This is a genomic window from Parabacteroides sp. HGS0025 (assembly GCF_000969845.1).
Lineage (GTDB): Bacteria > Bacteroidota > Bacteroidia > Bacteroidales > Tannerellaceae > Parabacteroides > Parabacteroides gordonii.
Genome location: NZ_KQ033903.1, coordinates 1,376,333 through 1,398,447 on the forward strand (window position 1 = coordinate 1,376,333; position 22,115 = coordinate 1,398,447).

A 22,115-nucleotide genomic window follows, 5' to 3' on the forward strand; every position below is an offset into this window, starting at 1 on the left:
ATTAATCAATTATGAAACAGATCAAGATTTTCAGTATTTTGATGATGCTTGTGTTATGTTGCGGCACGATGTTTGCCCAGAACGCCACGATCACAGGGATAATCACCGACGCTAATACGTCGGAGCCGCTCCTAGGAGCGAGCGTTGTTCTCAAGGGAACAACGCAAGGGACTGTATCCGATATGGATGGAAATTACTCTATCACGGCAACGCCGGGTGTCACACTGGTGTTCAGCTATATCGGTTATGATACCAAAGAAATAAGAGTAGGAAACCAGAATGTGATCAACGTTGCACTTTCGGAAGATTCACAATCCATTGACGAAGTGATTGTTGTGGGTACTGTGATGAGAAAGAGTGATCTGACCGGTGCTGTGGGCAGTGTTAGCGGTGAAGTGTTAAAGGAAAAGCCTGTAACCGATATAAACCAGGCACTTCAAGGTCGTGTGGCTGGTGTGTTTATCAGTTCTGCAGCAAAACCGGGAGATAACTCATCTATTAAGATCAGGGGTATCAATACTATTAATGGGGCTACAGATCCTATTTATGTGGTCGACGGTTTGATCATGGACAATTATGGAGGTGGATTTAATGCAGTCAACCTGAATGACGTTTCTTCCATCGAAGTTTTGAAAGATGCTTCGGCTACAGCCTTGTATGGTTCACGCGCAGCCAATGGTGTCGTTTTGATCACAACCAAAAAAGGAAGCAAGGGAGAAGGTAAAGTTAGCTATGACGGATGGATTGGCGTTCGTTCTTATGCAAAAAGACCTGAAACAATGAATTCCAAACAGTTATTCGAACTTCGTAGAGATGCTGCAATGAATAGTTTTGCCGCTCGTCATCCTAATGCAACGGAAGCAGAGATTAATGCCAATCTGCAAAATCGTATCATGACACCTTATAACCCGCTTGGAGGAGGAGGATATGTATTCGGACAATACGAATTGGATGCCTACAACAATCCTAATTTCCAGGATTACGACTGGCTGGACGAAGTGACTCGTAATGCCATAGAACATAATCATTCATTGAGTTTTGCCGGTGGAAGTGATAAAGGTACTTATTTTATAAGCCTTGGCTTTGCCAATCAGGAAGGAATGGTGAAAAACCTGAGTAACAAGAATATTACCGGCCGTGTCAATGTCGATTACAATGTTAAATCCTGGTTGAAAGTCGGTACCAATACTTCGTTTATACGTACTGAATCGGAAATAGCAGAAAATGACGATGTTTTCGATAAAGCAAGAGGTGCGAACCCTATGTTACCAATTGATTATGACTTGCTTACATTGAATTATGGTGATCGTATTGACGAAAACTATTTTAACCCTTTGGGTACGATGCGTATCGACCACGATCGGATAAGAAACCGTTTTATCAGTTCTAACTTTTTGAATATTAATCCGATCAAGGGCTTGAACTTCCGTACGACTTTTTCACTGAACCATTTGGAAGAATCTACTTTCAGATATCAACCGAACGATATCCAGCAGGCTATCCGTTATTCCAATCATGGAGAAACGCAGCATAAGCGGGATAATGTAACTATGTGGCAGTGGGATAATACTATTTCGTATGATAATACTTTCGGTGGAGTTCACCGTATCAATGCTATGTTGGGTACTAGTGCTTCTAATAATTCCCGTAACTATACTAATGCAACCGGCCGTGGATTCGATTCTAACCTTTTGGGATACCATAACATCGGTGCATCTGAACAAACCGGAGACAGACGTATTGAATCGGATTTCTATTCTTCTTCATTGATGTCTTATTATTTGCGTGCCAACTATACGTATGACAATAAATATTATCTGACTGTAACGGCTCGTTACGACGGATCTTCCAAATTCGGCAAAGACTACAGGTGGGGTTTGTTCCCTTCTTTCTCCGGTGCATGGAATATTACTCAGGAAGATTTTATGCAGGATCAGACAATCTTCGACCAGTTAAAATTACGTCTGGGTTATGGTATCGTGGGTAATCAGGAAATCGATAATTATGCTTTCCTTACATTATATAAACCTAATGTCACTACCGGATCTACTACTTATGTTCCTGATTCTAAAAAAGGTACATCAGATATTACTTGGGAAGGACAGCGTCAGTTCAATCTCGGATTCGATATGGCATTTCTTAATAACCGGATTAAATTTTCGGCAGACTATTTCAATATTATCAACAGCGACTTGCTGCTGACACGAAATCTGGCAGAGACCTCCGGTTTTAAAACTGCAGTAATGAATATCGGTGAAATCAAGAACAGAGGGGTTGAGTTCACTGTGGATGTAAATGCTCTAAAAACGAAAGATTGGGAATGGAATATATCAGCCAATTTCTCAAGAGACCGTAACAAGGTGACCAAGTTGTATGGTGACGGAGTGGAATTCATTAAGAAATATAATGGGGATCATAACCTGGAAAAAGAGGGTAACCTGTTCCTGGGCCAGTCGCGTAACACTATTTATATCTGGAAAACCGGAGGTATTGCCCAGGTTGGTGATATGGATCGTCTGAATCAGATCAATTGGCAGGGGAAAAATGTAAGTCCTGGTGATCTATATCCGTTGGATGTTTCTGGTCCTGATGGTGTACCCGATGGAAAGATCGACGATGAATACGACCGCGTTGTTGTAGGTTCTCCCGATCCTAAATTTTACGGAGGATTCAGTACGGATCTTAGTTACAAAGGTCTTTCATTGAACCTTGTATTCAATTATTCTTACGGTGCAAAAAAATTAAGTCCTTTGTATGAAACATTGGTTGGAAGTACGGGTAGTTCGCTTGCATCGGTCGATCTGCTTGACCGTTGGACACCTGAAAATACGGGAGCTAAATTCCCCCGTCCGATGTATCAGGATGGTAACGATACGGCTCCGTCGTATAACCCGTTTAGTGCCAGCCAGATGGATTTTTCTGTACAGAAAGCTTCTTACCTGCGCTTATCTACACTGACGCTGGCTTATACGCTTCCCGGAAAGATTGTCAATAGTCTGAAACTGGATAATCTGCGAGTGTACGGTACGGCATCGAATGTGTTCTGTCTGACTCCGTATAAGGGGTATGATCCGGAAACGGGTGACTGGTATCCACCGACAAGAATGTTTGTTTTTGGTCTTAATGTATCATTCTAAGCTACCATTGATAAAAGAACTTATTTATAATGTTTAAAATGAAATTTATGAAAGCAATAACTATATTATCACTTTCGGCTTTGTGTTTGTTTGGGACAAGCTCTTGTCAGGATTTTTTGGATAAGACACCACAGAGCGCATTGACAGCGGACCAGATCTATACGGATTTGGACAGATTGGAGCCTACGGTTAACGGATTGTACACCAGTTTTCGTAACACGAAAGTCAACAGGGAAGGTTTTACTTTCTATATGATCGGTACGGACGAAGCTCAGCAAGGTATTAAAGAAGTGCTCACTTATTCGAGCCAGCCGGGCTTTGATTATTATAACGGACAGCTGAACAGTGCACTCGATAAGATTTCGGCTATGTGGCAAAGCAAATGGCCTATCATAAATACGGCGTCATTGTCTATTTGTGGTCTTACTATCCTGGAGGAGTCGGAAACAAATGACGAAAATCTGAAAAAAATCAAATTGCTGAAGGCAAATGCCTGTTTCATGCGTGCCATGTCTATGTTTGAACTGGCTATGCATTGGGGAGAGGTTCCTATCGTTGAAATTACATCTTTGGATCAAACAGATACGGATTATGCGAGAAGACCTTTGCCTGAAGTATGGAAACAGATCTTCGATGATTTCACATACGCTTCAGAAAACCTGAGCGAAGGTAGACAAACAGGCCCACGCGCTACCAAAGGATCGGCTATTGCCATGTTGGGTAAGGTTTGCATGTATGCACCTGAAGAAAGCGGTTATCGCGACTTCCAGAAGGCTATCGGCTATTTCGAGCAAATGAATAATGGGCTTTATTCTTTGGAACCGGATTACGGAACATTATTCGACGAATGGGGAACGTTGGAATTTAACTCTCCTGAATCGGTGTTTGAGATCGATTACGAACCGAATGATAACGGAAGAAGCGGCTGGCAATGGGATATGGGTTCTAAAACCTTAGGACAAGCCGGTTATAGTGAAGAATGTTATTTAGGCGGATGGGATGTGATTATGCCGACAGTATACCAGTATAGCATGAGAGAAGACGGTGGTGTATGGGAAGAAGGCGACTTGCGTAAAAATGTAAACTTGCGCTATGAATGGACTTATGATGGTATTACCTATACTGTTCCTACGGATGCTGCCGACGAGTTGGACCCGCATATTAAGAAATGGGAAGACAGACGTATCGACAGATTTGCACCTGAATATCCCAACGTTTTCAATAGAAGTTATTATCGCGTGGGTAAGAATTATCCGATGATCCGTTTTGCCGATGTTCTGCTTTGTTATGCCGAATGTTTGAATGAAGTAGGAAACACTGCTCAGGCGATAGATATTGTAAACAACCAAATCCGTAGACGTGCCTGGGGAGGAAATCTTCCGGCAGATAAGCAATGGAAAGGATTGTCGAAAGAACAGTTCCGGGTCGAAATTATGGATGAACGTATGCGGGAGCTTTGTTTTGAAGGATGGAGGCGTATGGACCTTATCAGGACAGGTAAATTTGTGGAGTTGATCAAACAACGTAACCGTTGGGCAAGAGAATCGAATACGATTCAGGAATACCACATGCGTTATCCTATCCCTGATTCCGAAATCAATAATAATCCGAGTTTAACAAAGGATGATCAGAATCCGGGTTATTAATTAAATTGCACAAGGCAATCTGAAATATAAACTGTAGTTGTGGAGTATGGGGGTAATATTGTTATATTCTATATTACCCCCTTTTATTTTCAAGTATTTAATAACGTATTGACATGAACATTCAAAGAAAGAATAACTATACTCGAATCATAATCTTTTTTCTATTGATTTTATCTTATACGGGAGTTAGCGGGGCTCCAGTAAAAACGGAGTTGAATTCCGGATGGCGTTTTAGACAGTGGAGGTTGAACAACTGGTATCCGGCTACGGTTCCCGGTGTGGTTCATACGGATCTTATTGCAAATAAGATTATTGAAGATCCTTTTTTCCGTCTTAACGAGCGAAGCGTGCAATGGGTTGATAAGGAAGATTGGATGTATGAAACATTTTTCGATCTGAACGATGAAATGTTTGATAAGAAAAACATCCGGCTGCACTTTATGGGATTGGACACTTACGTCAGTGTATATCTGAATGGCGAAAAGATATTGGAAGGCGACAATATGTTTCGTGAATGGAAAGTGGATATAAAAGATAAGGTGAAGCAGAAAGACAATAAGTTGGAGGTTCTGTTTCGTTCTCCTATAAAAGAAGATATACCTAAATGGGATGCGTTGCCTTATCAATACCCTACAGGACCGGATCAATCGCAACAAGGTGGTATCTTTAATAAAACGGTTAGTTCGTTTGCACGTAAGGCCGGATATCATTATGGCTGGGATTGGGGGCCGCGCCTGGTTACATCCGGCATTTGGCGTCCGGTTTATTTAGAGGCATGGAATGAGGCCAAGCTGGAAGATGTTTTTATCCAGCAAAAAGAGGTGAATAAACAAAAGGCTTCAATTACAGTTCACGTTGATATTTTGTCTGATAAGGATATCTCCGGTGCACAAATCATTGTAAAAGACAAAAAATCAGGAAAGACTTATGCTACATGTACGGCAGATTTAAAGAAGGGTACAAACGTTGCAACAACTGATTTTGTAATCAATAATCCTCAATTGTGGTGGACAAACGGATTAGGAGAACCTCACCTGTATGAATTTCAGACAGATATCGTTTTAGGTTCTCAGGTGATTGATTCCAATATTTCCAGAACAGGCATACGGTCGGTAAAAGTGATTAATAAACCGGATCAGTATGGTACGACATTCTATTTTGAATTAAATGGAGTTCCGGTATTTATGAAGGGAGCGAATTACATCCCTAGTGATAACTTCTTACCTCGTGTTACCAAGCAAAAATATGAAAAGACGATCCTCGATGCCGTGAATACCAATATGAATATGCTCAGGGTTTGGGGTGGAGGAACGTATGAGAATGATATCTTTTATGATCTTTGTGATCAACACGGTATTTTGGTCTGGCAGGATTTTATGTTTGCCTGTGGCATGTATCCTTCTGAAGGAGACTATCTTGAAAGTGTTCGTTATGAGGCGATAGATAATATAAAACGTTTGAGGAACCATCCTTCAATTGCTCTTTGGTGCGGGAATAACGAATCGTACGATGGTTGGTTCGGTTGGGGCCGTAAAGAAGACTATACCAAACAAAATCCGGAATACGCACGTGTTATGTGGAAACAGTATGCTGATCTTTTCCATAAACTGTTGCCGGATATGGTGGAACAGTATGCTCCGGGTGCATTTTATTGGCCTTCTTCCCCCTATGGTCTTCCGGGACAAGGATGTGATGATAAAAATGGAGACCGGCATTATTGGGAAGTCTGGCATGGCAGGAAACCTATTACTCAATATAACAATGAGCGAAGTCGATTCTTTAGTGAATACGGATTTCAATCCTTCCCTGAGTTTGAGTCGGTTAAGATATATGCGCCGGAATCCGGAGACTGGGCGATTACATCTGAGGTCATGATGGAACATCAACGAGCCGGATCTTATGCGAACAATTTGATAGAAGAATATCTTTTGAATGAATACAGAAAACCTAAAGATTTTGAATCTTTCCTTTATATGAATCAGGTCTTACAGGGTGATGCCGTTAAGATTGCGATGGAGGCTCATCGGAGGGATATGCCTTATTGCATGGGTACTTTGTTTTGGCAACATAATGATTGTTGGCCTGTGGCTTCATGGTCTAGCCGTGATTATTACGGTCGTTGGAAAGCCCAACATTATTTTGCCCGTGATGCTTATAGGGATATATTGATTTCTCCTATAGAAAAAGATAACAGGTTATCAGTATATGTAGTGTCCGACAGATTAACAGCCACCAAAGGGGAACTTACTTTGACTGCATTGGCATTGGATGGTACGGTTATTGATAAAGTACAGAAGACAGTGACAATTGCAGCCAATACAAGTAAAAATGTTTTGTCGATGAATGTCGGTCAATTGATAAAAGATCGCTCAAAGAACGAAGTGGTAATACATGCGCGTTTGGTGGATAAAACAGGAAAAATATATACCAATAATTACTTCTTGTTACAGCAAAAAGAGATAAATTATCCCCGAACCATGATCTCAAAGCAAATTAAATCAGTGGATGGAGGATATGAGGTTCTTCTCACTTCTGACAAATTTGCGCGTGCGGTATTTATGTCTTTAAATGGGATCGATAATTTCTTCGAAAATAATTACTTTGATATACTTCCGGGAGAAACCGTTGCAGTCAAAGTAAAATCGACACTTTCGGTATCGGACTTTGAGAAGCAGTTGAAAATTATCTCGCTAAGTGATGCATACTGATAACTGACAAATCGTATATATACAATCAGATCTGCTAAAATCGGACAGGGAAACTGTTAATTTTAGCAGATTTTGATTGTAATGTATATAGTTTTGTGTTCAGTAACAAAATTTGGCACGGATAAGTGTCTTGCTTAACGTTTATTAGTCTGAAAAGACTTGACAAAAGCCCTCTACAGCCGTATCTTTGTACTGTGGTTTTTTCATAATAGTATTAGATTTAAGGTTAACAAAGTTTGGTTAGGGCTTGTCGTGAGACAGGCTTTAATTGTTTATAGGGGTTTGCTTTGCTGCAAGCCTTTTTTATATCAAACTAACAACAATAAAAAAGGAGCATCATATTGATGCTCCTTTTTCTATTTGTATAATAACTTTATTATTTACCAACAATCGCAGGTACGTCCATCACTTCAATTTCGAAAACCAAGGTAGAATAGATAGGTATATCATCCCCTTTATCTTGTGTACCATAGCCCAGTTGTTGAGGAATCCATACTTCCCATTTATCACCGACTCTCATATTTTGCAATGCAATAGTCCAACCAGTAATTACTGAGCCATATATAGGATTATAGTTGCTGTCATAGGTTGCATAATCTGGACTAACTGCAAATTTTCCCGGAGCGCCATCCTCAAATTCACGCTTATCAAAGTAGTCATCTCTTGTTTTAGTGGCTAACCAACCCCTATAATAAGTTGTAACATGACTTGTGTAATATACTTGTTGTCCATCGCCTTCTTTCAGCTTTTTGGCATAAACAAAGTAGTCTCCACTACCACTTATTTTCACTTGCGTGAAATCCGGATCATTAGCCTTTGCCTGGAAAAGTCGTTCGTTCTCCAACTTGTAAGCTTCAACAATTGCATCATCACTATTATCATCGTCGTCCTTACAGGAAGTAAAGACGGCGGATATACAAAAAATCATCAACGCGATTTGCAGGTACTTCTTCATGTACTTATTCAATTATCTTTTTTAATAATGTCTTCATATTTACCTTTTCGGAGATAATGTCGTGCAACTTGTCGATGCTGACACATTCCTGTTCCATCGTATCACGGAAACGGATCGTTACGCAATTATCTTTCAAAGTGTCATGGTCAACTGTAATACAGTACGGGGTTCCGATAGCATCCTGGCGACGGTAACGTTTACCGATAGAATCCTTTTCATCATACTGGCAACGGAAGTCGAACTTCAGCATGTTGATAATTTCTTCTGCCTTTTCAGGAAGACCGTCTTTCTTTACCAATGGCAATACCGCCAGTTTGATAGGAGCCAGGGCAGCCGGCAGTCTCAATACAACACGGGTTTCACCGTTCTCAAGCGTTTCCTCGCAGTATGAACCTGCCATAACGCTCAGGAATACACGGTCTACACCGATAGATGTCTCGATCACATACGGAGTATAGCTCTTATTCAGTTCTGGATCGAAATATTGCATTTTCTTGCCGGAGAATTTTTCGTGCTGGCTCAGGTCGAAGTCTGTACGGCTGTGGATACCTTCCACTTCCTTGAAGCCGAACGGCATTTCGAACTCGATATCTGTAGCGGCATTAGCATAGTGCGCCAGTTTTTCGTGATCGTGGTAACGATACTTCTGATCGCCCAGTCCCATCGCCTTGTGCCAGTTCAGACGAGTCTTTTTCCACATCTTGAACCATTCCATTTCTTCGCCCGGACGAACAAAGAACTGCATTTCCATCTGTTCGAACTCACGCATGCGGAAGATGAACTGACGGGCAACGATCTCGTTACGGAATGCTTTACCGATCTGTGCGATACCGAAAGGAATCTTCATACGACCTGTTTTCTGCACATTGAGGAAGTTCACGAAAATACCTTGTGCCGTTTCGGGACGCAGATATATTTTAGAAGCTCCTTCGGCTGTAGACCCCATTTCTGTAGAGAACATCAGGTTGAACTGGCGTACTTCTGTCCAGTTGCGTGTTCCTGAGATTGGACAAGCTATTTCGCAGTCGATAATGATCTGGCGGATATCTTCGAAGTTGGAATCGTTCAGTGCTTTTGCAAAACGAGTATGTATCTCGTCACGTTTAGCCTGGTGTTCCAATACGCGGCCGTTCGTGGCGCGGAATTGTGTTTCGTCGAAAGCTTCGCCGAATTTCTTAGCGGCTTTGTCTACCTCTTTCTGTATCTTGTCATCGATCTTAGCCAGATAATCTTCAATCAGGACGTCTGCACGATAACGTTTCTTTGAATCCTTGTTGTCGATCAACGGATCGTTGAATGCATCGACGTGGCCGGATGCTTTCCAGATAGTCGGGTGCATAAAGATGGCGGAGTCGAGACCTACTACATTTTCATGGAGTAATGTCATACTGTCCCACCAGTATTTTTTTATATTGTTTTTCAGCTCAACGCCATACTGTCCGTAATCATACACTGCGCCTAAACCATCATATATTTCTGAAGAGGGAAATACAAATCCGTATTCTTTACAGTGTGAAACCAGTTTCTTGAAAACATCTTCTTGTGCCATAACTATAATTTGCCAATTTGTTTAATATGCCAATGTGCCCTGCACATTATTATCAACCTGCAAAGTAAATGATTTTTTCTGTAAGTTACAGCATTTTACGCGCCTTATTCGTTAATACATATAAAGAAGTGTGACCACTACAACCACTCTTCACCATCAAAAATTATGTTGAATATTTGGTCCCGGGTTTATTCTTTAGTCTCTCAAAAGGTTATTATAAGAAAGTCTTTGATATAAAATAAATATGTTGATTCATTGTAGGATATTTATGGATTTGCTTATTTTTGTGATAACGGATCAACTAGGGTATTACAATATAAAACTAAATATTATGAATGACAATTCCAAGAGAGTAGTAATTCTTCTGGCTCACCCCAATTTAAACGAATCGCAGGCAAACAAAGCTCTGGCTGATTCAGTTAAAGATATTGACGGTGTTATGGTGTATGACTTGTATGAATATCAGAATCAATCTTTCGATGTGAATATCTGGAGTAAGATTATTTCTGATGCTTCAATGGTTATTTTCCAGTTCCCGTTTCATTGGATGTCAGCTCCTTCTTTGTTAAAGCGATGGCTTGATGAGGTATTTACATCGCTTGCCAAGACACCAGCCGTGGCCGGTAAGCCTTTGCAAGTCGTTACGACTACCGGATCGGAATATGCGGCCTACCGGAGTGGCGGACGTAACTGCTTCACTATGGATGAATTGCTGCGTCCTTATCAGGGCTGTGCTATCCATGCCGGAATGGTTTGGCAAACGCCTTTGGTTGTCTATGGCATGGGGACAAGTGACGCATCCAAGAACATTGCTGCTGGTGCGGAAGCTTATAAACAGAAGGTGGAAGCCATGCTCTCTGATCATGGAACCAATAGTACTTGGTAATTCTTCTCCGATATACTTTCATTCTGTTTTTGAATAAAATAGAGAAGTTTATTAGCTGATTCCTTTTGAATCAACAAAAAATATCTATTTTTGCATAGTTGATGTTTTTAATGTTTGCGCAAACAGACTTAATTTATCTAATATAAAATACCATGAGATCAGAAGACATTTCACGCCGCTCGTTTCTGAAGCGGGCATTGGCACTTTCTGCAGCTACGGCGATCCCGTCGTTTTGGATTCCTTCAAAGGCGAATGCTTTTCCAGGTGTACCTTTCGTTAGTCCTAACGAAAAAGTTAATATTGCATTTATCGGCATCGGAAACCGGGGTGGCGAGATTGCCAAAGAGTTATATAAGACAGGCTTATGTAATGTAGTGGCTCTTTGTGATGTGGATATGGGGGCCAAGCATACGCAGGAACTTATATCTATGTTCCCGAAAGCCCAGCGTTTTCAGGATTTCCGCCAGATGTTTGATAAGATGGCGGACAAGATCGATGCAGTTTCGGTAGGAACTCCCGATCACTCGCATTTCCCTATTACAATTGAAGCGATGGCTCATGGTAAACATGTCTATGTGGAAAAACCGATGGCTCGTACCTTCAATGAAGTGGAACTGATGATGAGGGGCGAAAAGAAATACGGAGTAGTCACTCAAATGGGTAACCAGGGACATTCCGAAGCGAATTATTACCAGTTCAAAGCCTGGAAAGAAGCCGGACTTATAAAAGATGTAACAGCCATAACAGCGCATATGAACTCTCCCCGCCGCTGGCACGGATGGAATCCGAATATCAAACACATGCCGATGGGTGAGCCTATTCCTGAGACAATGGACTGGGATACCTGGCTGGGTGTAGTGCAGCAGCATGATTATAACCATGATTACCACATGGGACAATGGCGTTGCTGGTATGACTTCGGTATGGGTGCGCTGGGTGACTGGGGAGCACATATTCTGGATACGGCACACGAATTTCTGGATTTAGGTTTGCCTTCGGAAGTTAATCCGTTATACCTGAAAGATCATAATCCATTTTTCTACCCGATGTCGTCTACCATCTTGTTTAAATTCCCCGAAAGGAATAATATGCCGGCTGTAGATGTCACCTGGTATGATGGCTTGGATAATATTCCGGCTGTTCCCGAGAACTTCGGTTCATCGGATGTCGATCCAAATATTCCGACTGTTGCAGGCGGTAAACTGCAATTGATGAAACTGAATCCGGGTAAAGAGATATATTCGAAGACGCTTACCTTTAAAGGGGGTTCTCATGGCAGTACATTGTCTGTTATTCCTGATCAGGTAGCCAAGGATATGAATCCGAAGTTGCCTGAATACGAAAAGAGCACATCTAATCATTATGCAAACTTTCTGCTGGCTTGCCAGGGAAAAGAAAAGACCCGCTCTCCGTTCTCTATTGCCGGCCCGTTAAGTCAGGTGTTCTGTATGGGTGTATTGGCACAGCGTCTGAACCGTAAGCTGGTCTTCGACCGCACTACCAAGGAAATTGTGAACGACGATTTTGCTAATCAGATGCTGGTCGGTGAGCCGCCACGTAAAGGTTGGGAAGAATATTATAATGTATAACAGAAAATCGATGATATAGTAAAAGAGCACTACATATTATATGTAGTGCTTTTTTTAGTTACATCGGCAGAAACGATTGGCACCGCAAGTGCAGGTCGGGCCTCCGTCACCGTTAAGTATTTCATCATTATAAAAGTCGTACATCTTTGTTTTGATCTGTATGCATATTCGGCGGAATTCACTTTCGATAAATTCAGGTGTTCCTGTTGCACGTGAAGGATCATAGAAGCCGATATGTAACCGATGGCGGACTTTTCCTCTGAATACGGGGCAATTCTCGTTCGCATCTCCGCATACTGTAATTACATAATCCCAGGGTTCATCCAGATAGCGCTCGACCGATTCCGGCGTATGGCTGCTGATATCTATTCCAGAATTTTTCATTGTCTTAATGGCGAGCGGGTTTACTTCCCCTGCAGGATCCGTTCCGGCTGAACGAACGATCAGATTCTTATCGAAAGATTGTAACCAGCCCTGTGCCATCTGGCTACGGCAACTGTTGCCGGTACATAGGATTAATATTTTCATTTTTCGTGTATTCTGTAATTAGCAGGTAAAGATAACTTAAATATGTTGATAATTATCGGCAAGCCTGCTTGCAATTATCAACAAACTTACTCATAATTGTCAACAAGCCTGCGCATAATTATCAGCAACAAAATAGATTGATAGCTGGCAGCAATATTCTTGCAATTATCAGTGATAACATCAGAAGACCCTAAACAGATCCAAATAATCCGGTAATTCATATAAAAGCAATAATAATCCATCAAATAGGCAACTATTTGCTATTTCCCAATAATGATGGTTGTTTTTATTTTGTAATTTGTTAGTAACAGACTCTAATTCTAATAATTGAAATGAAGCATTTACTCTTACTTCTATTCTTGTTTTTATCGTCTTCCGGCCTGTCTGCCGGAAATAAAGTCTTATTCGAAATAGGACAGCAGGATAACTCAGCGGCTGAGTTCGCATTATATCCTGATAACTATAATAGCTTTCTGGCTAACTTCGGAGGGGAGAAATCTTTTTATGTCGGTTATTCGACCGCTGATAAGCATTGGCCTTATGTTTTACCGGGGCCGTTGGATAACTGGGCCGGTGGTGGGTATTGGGCCGGATTCCATCCGCGTCATTTCCCTTCTGTGTTTTTTAATCTTGATAAGACATCTGCAGAGGGAGAATGTTATCTGACCTTTTTCTTTACCGGAGCACATAACAGTAATCCTATTAAGATACGGGTGGAGATAAACGGTAACCGGTTTGAGGAGGATTTGAATGGAGAAAACTCTGGAGAGTTACTTACAAATAAGGAAGACGGAAAGGTTAAAGAAATAAAAATACAGTTCCCCGCCTCGTGGCTTACCACAGGGATGAATAAAATCCAGTTGGGAACAATCAAAGGAACCTGGGCAATATTCGATTGTATCCGCTTGGAGACTCCGGCCAACATGCAATTGGGAAAAGCTTCTTCTTCCCTGATACGTTCTGTCAAAGCAGCTCCGTTTGAATACCAAAAAGAAAACGGAGAACGTATGCAACTGGTTTTGGTGGATATGAACCAGTTTGACTGTTCCCGGGAATTAATATTCCGGGTAGAAGGATGTCAGCCTGTTTCGCGTATAATCGAAGTAGGGGAGAGCATTCAGGAAATATTAATGCCTGCTGCAAAAACAACAGGTAAACAGGAAACTTTAAAGTTCACAATACAGGATGGAAAGGAGATTGTTTATAAAGGAGAAATTATCCGTAGCCGGCAACCTCTTCATTCCTATTCGGATGATGTCGATTTGCTGATGGGAACCGGTAATTCGCGCTGGATGTTCAAGCCGGGACCTAGCCTTCCGCTGAGTATGGTGCAGATTGCTCCCGACAACCAGGACGAGATATGGAAAGCCGGATATGAATATACGATCGAAAATATCATGGGATTCAATCATTTCAGCGACTGGACGATGACCGGTTTCCTGATGCAGCCAACCTGTGGGGAGTTGCAAGTAAATCCCGGCAGGGAAGATTTTCCCGACGAAGGCTATCGTTCGCGTATTGATAAGGCTTCCGAAAAGGCCGAAATAGGCAGATATTCCGTCTATATGACCGATACAAAAATCAAAGCGGAGATTACGTCAACACGTCGCGCCGCCTTACAACGCTATATTTTTCCGGCGAGGGAAGATGCCCGTATCCTGATCGATATGTTTACTCCCAACGAGTATCCGCATAATCTGGTGAACGCACATATAACAAAAGTCAATGATACTGAAATAGAGGGATATGCTACCTATTACAATGCTTTTACCGGTTATACGTTGGAGCAATCTTATACATTATATTTTGTCCTTCAGTTCAGTAAGCCTTTCGAGTCGATGGGTGGTTGGGTCAATGAAGGCGTTAAACCTGTGACGGGTTATATACCGGGATGGAACAGAAATCATGAATTTGACACTCCTGCGGAAATCAGGCAGAATATTGCCATGATAGAAGGGAAGGGAGATGTGGGAGTCTTTCTGAATTATAAAACGACAGAAAACGAAGAGGTTCTTGTCCGTTCCGGTGTCTCTCTGGTAGACATGGCAGGAGCAAGAAATAATTTGAAGCAGGAACTGGCTGACCCATTCGGATGGGATTTTGAGAAAGTAGTGAATAACGCCCGTTCCGTCTGGGATGAGTATCTGGGAAGGATCGATATTGAAACGGACGATTACCTGCAAAAGAAGAAATTCTATACAAATCTTTATCGTGCGCTGGCTGCCAAAGCGACCTGGAGTGACGTGGACGGTCGTTTTGTGGATGAGAATGAAAGAATCAGGCAGTTGGAGAAACCGGGTGACTGTATCGTAAGCGGTGAATACTGGAATACGTTTTGGAATAACCAACAGTTGTTTAACCTGATTACTCCCGAAATATCGAGTCAATGGGCGCGTTCGGCTATCCAGTTGTATCAGAACAGCGGATGGTTCAATACAGACCCTGCCGGAATCGAGCATACGGGAGTTATGGTGGCTATGCATCCGATTTCCCAGATTCTGGGGGCCTGGCAGAGTGGCATACGCGACTTTGATATGCATGTGGCTTACGACGGCTTGAAGAAGATGATGCTGACACCACCCCAAAAGTATGAGGGAGGAGGCACTGTTGGCGTTGAGAATCTGGTGCCTTATATGGAGTATGGATATATTCCGGCAGGGAAAGGCACTGTTTCCAATACGATGGAGTATGCTTACGACGATTGGTGTCTGGGGCAAATGGCTCACCTGCTGGGAAAAGAAGACGATTTTCATTTCTTCGACAAACGGTCTGACAACTGGTATAACTTGTTTGACGGTGAATCCGGTTTCATCCGTCCTAAAGACGAGCATGGGAAATGGATAGAACCTTTCGATCCTTATCATACACCCGGATTTACGGAAGGGAACGCATTTAACTATTCCTGGTTTGTTCCTCATAATCCTGAAAAATTGATTCGTATGGTTGGCAAGGAACGTTTTGTCGATCGGTTAGACAAGGCGATGGAGCAATCCGCCCATGCTAACTTTAATGCGGCGGGAGATAATTTCTCCGCTTTCCCGATCAATCATGGAAATGAAACATCTATGGAAGTGGCCTATCTTTTTAACTGGGCGGGTGCTCCCCATTTGACACAGAAATGGATACGGGCGATACAGGAACAGTACTACGGAACTACTCCTTATGATGCTTATCCGGGAGACGAAGATCTGGGACAAATGAGCAGCTGGTTTGTAATGAGTGCTATCGGTCTGTTCCAGATGGAAGGTGGTTGTTCGGAGAAACCGTTCTATGAATTAGCTTCTCCCCGCTACTCGAAAATAACAATCCGCTTGGATGGAAAGTATAACCGGGGCGAGACTTTTGTGATAGAAGCTCCCAACGCCTCCAAGGAAAATAAATACATTCAATCGGTTACCTTAAACGGAAAACCGGTCAATGGCTTTAAAATATCACAAGAGGAAGTGCTGAAGGGAGGAAAGATTATTATTGAGATGGGAAATGAAGCAAAGAAATGAACATAACATTTTTAGATCAGATAAAAGATTGTTTTTTATGGTGAAATAGGAACACCAGAGACTGATGAGCCTTGCACTTTACTTTCAATGAAGTGCAAGGTTTTTTATTCAATAGGAGCAAGTAAAACCTTTATTTCTTCTCAAGCTCTTCAATCCTCTTCAAAAGTACATCGATAAGACGGGAATTAGATTTAACCAATTCGCGAAGATCATCGTTACTATCTACATTTACGATGCTACTGTCGCGTGTAATCCATACGCGACCATAATCTTTTTGATTATTATTATACGTATCTCCTTCTATTCGGGTAAATAATTCAATAGCCGACATATTGAGTACTTCCGCTATTTTGTTCAGCCGAGTAAGGGTCAGGTCGGTTTCTCCATATTCAATTTTGCAATAGGCGCTGGTAGAAAGACTGAGTTTCTCGCTCATTTGTTCCTGCGTAAGGTTTCTTTCCAGGCGAAGTAATTGAAGGCGTTGTCCGACTAGTTTTTTCAAATCTGCTGTCATACTCGTAAATAATTGATTAATGTTCTTATTTTATCGGTCAAAAGTAACAAATTATGTGGATATAATGTAACCTCTTTTCAATTTAACTTTGTAAAGTCAATAATTCTTAAAATCATTTAGATCAACAGGCCTGTGAAGTGAATGGTATATAGACCGTAAAGTCTTATGCTTCGGCATTAGACTTGTCAAAATTATGACTTGTCAAATCATTATTAACCTGTAAAATAATACAAGAAAATGCAACAAAAAAAGAATTGCGATTTTCTCTCAAGAAGAAATGATTCGATCTCCCAAGCAATAAAGATGATATGTGGCCTGTTTTTATGTTTGCCGACAGGTGCTTTTGCTGTGGAAGAGAGTCCTAAATTGTTAACCTCAACTTGGATAGAGAGCAGGATGCCTAATCAGGCGGAAAAAACAGTGACTGTTATGGTACGGGATGAAACCGGGCCTGTCATAGGAGCAAATGTTGTGGTAAAAGGAACGACGATAGGGAATATCTCGGATGATAATGGAATGGTTATCCTGCAAAATGTTCCGGATAATTCGACCTTGGTTATATCCTATATCGGTTATATAAGCCAGGAAGTGAAAGTAGGGATACAGAAATCAATTCAAGTGAAATTGGTAGAAGATGCCGAGACATTGGAAGAGGTTGTAGTCATCGGTTATGGCTCCCTGGATAAAAAGCAAGTCACCAGCGCTATCACCTCTTTGAAGGCTGACGACCTGATGGTCGGTGTCAGTGGTGCCAATATTTCCACATCCCTGCAAGGTAAAATCGGTGGTTTGGTGATGTATAATCTGGGAAGTGCCAATGCAGGCACCACATTCCAGTTGCGCGGTATGACTTCCATCAATGCCGGCAAGGCTCCGCTAATCGTCATCGATGGTTTTCCGGGAGGCGATATCCGTTCCTTGACGCAAGACGACATTAAGTCGATCGACATACTGAAAGATGGTTCTGCCGGAGCTATCTACGGTACGCGGGCTGCCTCTGGTGTGATTCTGATTACAACCAAAAGCGGTTCGGACACCAATGGAAAGGTGAAGCTTACCTATAGTAACGAATTCACGAAGAAGCAAAGCTATAATGCTCCGGAAATGCTTTCCGGACGTGAATATGCAGAAAACGGAATCGGTACCGATTATGGACAGGATACGGATTGGTGGGATGAGTTACTGAATCATGATAATTTTTCGCAAAAGCATCATCTTGCATTGGAATTCGGTACCGAAAAGGCACAGGTCTACACGTCTTTCTTCTACGAGAAGAACCAGGGAGTGGCTAAACAGGATGAACGTCAGGATTATGGAGGGCGCGTGAATGCTAATTTCAAACTGTTTGACGATTGGTTGGAAGTACGTCCGGCTGTCGATTATCGACAGGCTGCACGTAACAACCATTTTCCAAATTTCCAGCAGGCCATGCGCAATAATCCGACGCGTTCTCCTTACGATCCGGAAAGTGAAACCGGATATAATGTATGGTTGAACGAATCACTCGACTATAATGTAGTAGCCGATGCTATGCTGGAGGATTATTACGGAGTGGACAAATGGTTTAAGCCGGAGGTGAATATAAAATTGAATATTAAGCCGATTTCCGGTCTCTCTTACCAGCAAATCCTGGGGTATGAGAACCGCCAATGGGAATTGCACCAGTATTGGCCGAGGACGCATCGTTCAGAGTTGAACGAATCGCGTAAAGGACATGCGCATCTCGCATTCAGCAAGACAGAGAATCTGACCTCCGAGGGATATTTTTCATATATAAAAGATTTTAAGGAAAATCACAATTTAAACGTCACTGCCGGTTATTCTTACTTCGAACATAACGGTGAGAATTTCGGCATGGATAACTATAATTTCTCTGTCGACGGCCTGAAATATTGGGATATCGGCAAAGGCAGTTATCTGAGTGACGGTAAGGCTGGCATGAGTTCCGGCAAAAATATCACGGAACGTCTGTTCTCTATCTTTGCCCGTGCTAACTATGCTTATCAGGATAAGTACTTATTATCTGCCTCCATCCGCCATGAGGGTTCCTCCAAGTTTTCTGCAGACAATCGTTGGGCTAATTTCTGGTCTGCCAGTGCCGGTTGGCGTATTTCCAAAGAGAGCTTCATGAAAGAGGTAAAATGGGTGGACGACCTGAAGGTCCGTTTCGGTTATGGTGTGACAGGTAATAACGATTTCGATGCCTCTTATATGGCCGATATGCTGGGATCCGATACATACTGGATGCTTCCGAATGGTGAATGGGCTTATTCTTTCGGTAAAACGCAGAATGTGAACCGGAATTTAGGATGGGAAGAGAAGAAAGAATGGAACTTAGGAGTTGATTATTCTTTATTTGGCAACCGGCTATATGGAAAGTTCGACTATTTCAAACGTACGATCGACAATCTGATTTATGAAGTGGCCGTGCCGCAGCCTCCTTATACACAGAACACGCAATGGCAAAATATCGGTAGCATGGAAGTCAAAGGATGGGAGTTTGAAGTCGGAGGCGATATCATTCGCACGAAAGATTTCGTTTGGTCTTCCAACTTAAATCTCAGCCATAATTCCGGCAAGATAGCTACGCTTTGGGGAAATAACACCTATAAAAACGGTAACGGTTTCGTCGCTCCGGGCTCGCCGGGTGATGCGGCACGTATGGAAGAGGGATCAACGATCGGTTCTTTCTATGTCTGGAAGTTTGCCGGTTTCGACGATGAGGGCAATTTTCTGTTGTACGACAAAGAGAATAATGTGATCCCTGCAAAGGACAAGACTGAGAACGACAAGCGTTATATCGGAAACTATACCCCAAAGTTGATTATCGGTTGGAGCCATACACTTACCTACAAGGATTTTGATTTGGGAATCAACCTCCGTAGCTGGATCGACTTCGATGTCTATAACACAATCAATATGTACTATGGTATCCAGGGGCAAGGTAATTTCAATGTATTGAAAGACGCTTACGGTAAGTTCAGTCATATCAAGGGGGAAAAGCAGATTTGCGATTATTATCTGGAAGACGGCACGTTCTTGAAGATCGACGCTATCACGTTGGGTTATACGTTGCCGATGAAGAAATATACGAATAACCTGATCGACCGGATCCGTATTTACGGCACAGTCGGCAATGTCTGTACGATTACCGGCTACAGCGGGATGAATCCGGAAGTAAACATAACCGGCTGGGATCAGGGAACTGAGAAATTTTGGGATATAGAGCGTTTCTATCCGATGGCTCGCACTTATACATTAGGCATGCAGTTTAACTTCTAAAACAGATTGTAAGATGAAAAAAAGAAATATAATCCATTTGTTTTTATCAGGAATCATAAGCCTGTTGGCTGTTACATCTTGTGATATAGATCCGACATTTTATTCGCAGTCGGTTCCTGAAACGTTTTATACCTCTCAGGATGCCGTATGGCAGCGCTTCAACCGTCCGTTTACACATTGGCGTTGGTTTGTCGGATCCAATAGCGACCGTTGGGCTTTGCAGGAAATCGGCACGGATGAATTTTGTCTGCCAACCCGTGGCAGCGACTGGTACGATGGAGCCTATTACCAGAAAGTGCATCATCATGCTTATACCGAAGATATGGCATTCGTTAATAACGGATGGTATGGTTTTTCCATGGGGGTAGCTTTGGCCTGGGATGCTTTGGAGGATTTGGCTAAAATCGATTTTGATGCTTTGGGTTTTGCCGACGGGACACGCGAGTCGATGCTGAACCAGCAGAAAGTGTTGGTGGCTTCGCTTTATTTGGACGGGCTCGATTTGTTTGGCGGTGTTCCGCTCTATACGACAACGCAAAGTGACATCAAAGGGCGGTCAACCGATTTGGAAACATTCAATTTTATCGATTCTTTATTGACGGAGGCTATTCCTGAGCTTCCGCTAAAAGAGGAATTGAGCGCGCAAGAGACCGGAAGTATCAACAGAGCTACCGCCGCTGCGTTGAAAGTGCGTCTTTATTTCAATGCAAAATCTTATATCGGTAAAGATATGTTTGCAGAAGCTGCCGGTATTTGCAAGGATATCATCGATGGTAAATATGGGCAGTATGCGTTGGCCTCTGACTGGACGAATATTTTTGGTTTCGACAATGAAACTTGTCCCGAGTTGATCTGGTCTATCCCGAGCCAGAATGCAAAGTTGGAGACGGATGCCGGCTATTGGGAGTGGTCTGTCCCATATAACTACAAAAATTATCTGGGGGGGCTGGAAGGTTCAGGATCCAACAATGGAATTGGGTTGATACCGAGCCTGGATCCGACCGGTAAGAAATATCCGTATAAACTCGGAGGGGCTTATGGTAAATTCCATGATCAGGATGTGCGTAAACAACCGTATGTGTATGAAGGGAGTGGTAAATATCGAGGTATGTTCATCGTCGGCAAGCTGGTTAATCCTATTCATCCGGGATGGACTTGTACCGGAAGCCGTGAATATAAAGGGGAAGTACTTACGGTAGTCGATCAGGTTGCTTATTTTGCCAAAGTGGGCAAAGACGAGAAATATCCGAATGTCGAATCGCTCCCGTCTAATGTGGGTATGGCGGAAGAAAACTCTTGTGTCCGGCTGGTAAAATTCAGTCCGCGTCCCAATCAGGATGAGATGAAACGCAAGTTTGATCCGGATGTTCCTATAATCCGTTTGGCTGAGATTTATTATACGTTGGCCGAATGTAAGATGCGTGCCGGTGACAATGGGGGAGCCGCCGATCTGATTAATACCGTTCGCAAGCGCTATTTTGAAGATGGGAACGATCCTGACCCTGTCACATCTGCCAATCTGGATAAATATCGTATGTTGGACGAATGGCAACTGGAATTTCTAGGTGAAGGGAGACGACGCACCGATCTGGTCCGCTGGGATGCTTATGTGACGGAAAGTTGGTGGGATCATCAGGCGACCAATAATAAAAATCTGAATCGCTTCCCGATACATTACGGTATTATTGGTGCTAATAACCTGATTAAGCAAAATCCTGGCTATGGTGAGTAATAAAAAAAAGGAATCAAAAGAATGTTGTGTTTTAGTTATTAGATACGATCCTCTTCATTGAATGAAGGGGATCATTTACCACTGTTTTTTGA

At 42.4% G+C, this 22,115-nt stretch carries 12 protein-coding genes; 8 read left to right on the forward strand and 4 right to left on the reverse strand.

Features of this window, described 5'->3' with window-relative positions; all coding sequences use genetic code 11:
- Nucleotides 1–11 precede the first annotated feature (11 nt).
- The 3 genes from HMPREF1212_RS22165 to HMPREF1212_RS22175 all read left to right on the forward strand — a co-directional run bounded on the left by HMPREF1212_RS22165 (nt 12) and on the right by HMPREF1212_RS22175 (nt 7,491).
- A complete protein-coding gene (locus HMPREF1212_RS22165) occupies nt 12–3,137 on the forward strand; it encodes a SusC/RagA family TonB-linked outer membrane protein (protein ID WP_046151119.1) in 3,126 nt (1,041 codons plus the stop codon).
- A 47-nt stretch (nt 3,138–3,184) separates the two neighbouring features.
- On the forward strand, nt 3,185–4,783 hold the full coding sequence (locus tag HMPREF1212_RS22170; RefSeq protein WP_044193676.1) for a RagB/SusD family nutrient uptake outer membrane protein: 1,599 nt from the start codon (nt 3,185–3,187) through the stop codon (nt 4,781–4,783).
- Between the two features lie 113 nt (nt 4,784–4,896).
- Entirely contained in the window at nt 4,897–7,491 is a 2,595-nt protein-coding gene (locus HMPREF1212_RS22175; protein WP_082099963.1) for a beta-mannosidase, read from the forward strand.
- A 376-nt stretch (nt 7,492–7,867) separates the two neighbouring features.
- On the opposite strand, the gene HMPREF1212_RS22180 is transcribed toward HMPREF1212_RS22175, so the two are convergent.
- Complete coding sequence (locus tag HMPREF1212_RS22180) at nt 7,868–8,446, reverse strand: FKBP-type peptidyl-prolyl cis-trans isomerase (RefSeq protein WP_046151120.1); 579 nt, start codon at nt 8,444–8,446, stop codon at nt 7,868–7,870.
- Nucleotides 8,447–8,450: 4 nt separating this feature from the next.
- A complete protein-coding gene (locus tag HMPREF1212_RS22185; RefSeq protein ID WP_046151121.1) occupies nt 8,451–9,995 on the reverse strand; it encodes a glycine--tRNA ligase in 1,545 nt (514 codons plus the stop codon).
- Nucleotides 9,996–10,326: 331 nt separating this feature from the next.
- Here HMPREF1212_RS22185 and HMPREF1212_RS22190 point away from each other — a divergent pair, with 331 nt between their 5' ends.
- Both HMPREF1212_RS22190 and HMPREF1212_RS22195 read left to right on the forward strand, forming a co-directional pair.
- The gene (locus tag HMPREF1212_RS22190) at nt 10,327–10,881 is read left to right on the forward strand and encodes an NAD(P)H-dependent oxidoreductase (protein WP_028730239.1); all 555 of its coding nucleotides are present in this window, start codon (nt 10,327–10,329) and stop codon (nt 10,879–10,881) included.
- Between the two features lie 152 nt (nt 10,882–11,033).
- Complete coding sequence (locus HMPREF1212_RS22195; RefSeq protein WP_046151122.1) at nt 11,034–12,470, forward strand: Gfo/Idh/MocA family oxidoreductase; 1,437 nt, start codon at nt 11,034–11,036, stop codon at nt 12,468–12,470.
- A 54-nt stretch (nt 12,471–12,524) separates the two neighbouring features.
- Here HMPREF1212_RS22195 and HMPREF1212_RS22200 read toward each other — a convergent pair whose 3' ends face one another.
- Nucleotides 12,525–12,998, reverse strand: a complete 474-nt coding sequence (locus HMPREF1212_RS22200) for an arsenate reductase ArsC (protein ID WP_046151123.1) — start codon at nt 12,996–12,998, stop codon at nt 12,525–12,527.
- A gap of 332 nt (nt 12,999–13,330) precedes the next feature.
- On the opposite strand from HMPREF1212_RS22200, the gene HMPREF1212_RS22205 reads away from it, so the two are divergent.
- The gene (locus HMPREF1212_RS22205; RefSeq protein ID WP_046151124.1) at nt 13,331–16,495 is read left to right on the forward strand and encodes a GH92 family glycosyl hydrolase; all 3,165 of its coding nucleotides are present in this window, start codon (nt 13,331–13,333) and stop codon (nt 16,493–16,495) included.
- 130 nt (nt 16,496–16,625) lie between these two features.
- On the opposite strand, the gene HMPREF1212_RS22210 is transcribed toward HMPREF1212_RS22205, so the two are convergent.
- Nucleotides 16,626–17,009, reverse strand: a complete 384-nt coding sequence (locus HMPREF1212_RS22210; RefSeq protein WP_046151125.1) for a helix-turn-helix domain-containing protein — start codon at nt 17,007–17,009, stop codon at nt 16,626–16,628.
- 237 nt (nt 17,010–17,246) lie between these two features.
- Between HMPREF1212_RS22210 and HMPREF1212_RS22215 the strand changes: the two genes are divergently transcribed.
- On the forward strand, nt 17,247–20,291 hold the full coding sequence (locus HMPREF1212_RS22215) for a SusC/RagA family TonB-linked outer membrane protein (protein WP_046151126.1): 3,045 nt from the start codon (nt 17,247–17,249) through the stop codon (nt 20,289–20,291).
- Between the two features lie 13 nt (nt 20,292–20,304).
- On the forward strand, nt 20,305–22,023 hold the full coding sequence (locus HMPREF1212_RS22220) for a RagB/SusD family nutrient uptake outer membrane protein (protein ID WP_046151127.1): 1,719 nt from the start codon (nt 20,305–20,307) through the stop codon (nt 22,021–22,023).
- The last annotated feature ends 92 nt before the right edge of the window (nt 22,024–22,115 follow it).

Bases quoted from the DNA above. Each gene is read 5' to 3' on its own strand.
- HMPREF1212_RS22190 (WP_028730239.1), top strand. From the start codon at position 10,327: ATGAATGACAATTCCAAGAGAGTAGTAATTCTTCTGGCTCACCCCAAT.
- HMPREF1212_RS22200 (WP_046151123.1), bottom strand. From the start codon at position 12,998: ATGAAAATATTAATCCTATGTACCGGCAACAGTTGCCGTAGCCAGATG.
- HMPREF1212_RS22185 (WP_046151121.1), bottom strand. From the start codon at position 9,995: ATGGCACAAGAAGATGTTTTCAAGAAACTGGTTTCACACTGTAAAGAA.
- HMPREF1212_RS22180 (WP_046151120.1), bottom strand. From the start codon at position 8,446: ATGAAGAAGTACCTGCAAATCGCGTTGATGATTTTTTGTATATCCGCC.
- HMPREF1212_RS22210 (WP_046151125.1), bottom strand. From the start codon at position 17,009: ATGACAGCAGATTTGAAAAAACTAGTCGGACAACGCCTTCAATTACTT.
- HMPREF1212_RS22170 (WP_044193676.1), top strand. From the start codon at position 3,185: ATGAAAGCAATAACTATATTATCACTTTCGGCTTTGTGTTTGTTTGGG.
- HMPREF1212_RS22205 (WP_046151124.1), top strand. From the start codon at position 13,331: ATGAAGCATTTACTCTTACTTCTATTCTTGTTTTTATCGTCTTCCGGC.
- HMPREF1212_RS22195 (WP_046151122.1), top strand. From the start codon at position 11,034: ATGAGATCAGAAGACATTTCACGCCGCTCGTTTCTGAAGCGGGCATTG.
- HMPREF1212_RS22220 (WP_046151127.1), top strand. From the start codon at position 20,305: ATGAAAAAAAGAAATATAATCCATTTGTTTTTATCAGGAATCATAAGC.
- HMPREF1212_RS22215 (WP_046151126.1), top strand. From the start codon at position 17,247: ATGCAACAAAAAAAGAATTGCGATTTTCTCTCAAGAAGAAATGATTCG.
- HMPREF1212_RS22175 (WP_082099963.1), top strand. From the start codon at position 4,897: ATGAACATTCAAAGAAAGAATAACTATACTCGAATCATAATCTTTTTT.
- HMPREF1212_RS22165 (WP_046151119.1), top strand. From the start codon at position 12: ATGAAACAGATCAAGATTTTCAGTATTTTGATGATGCTTGTGTTATGT.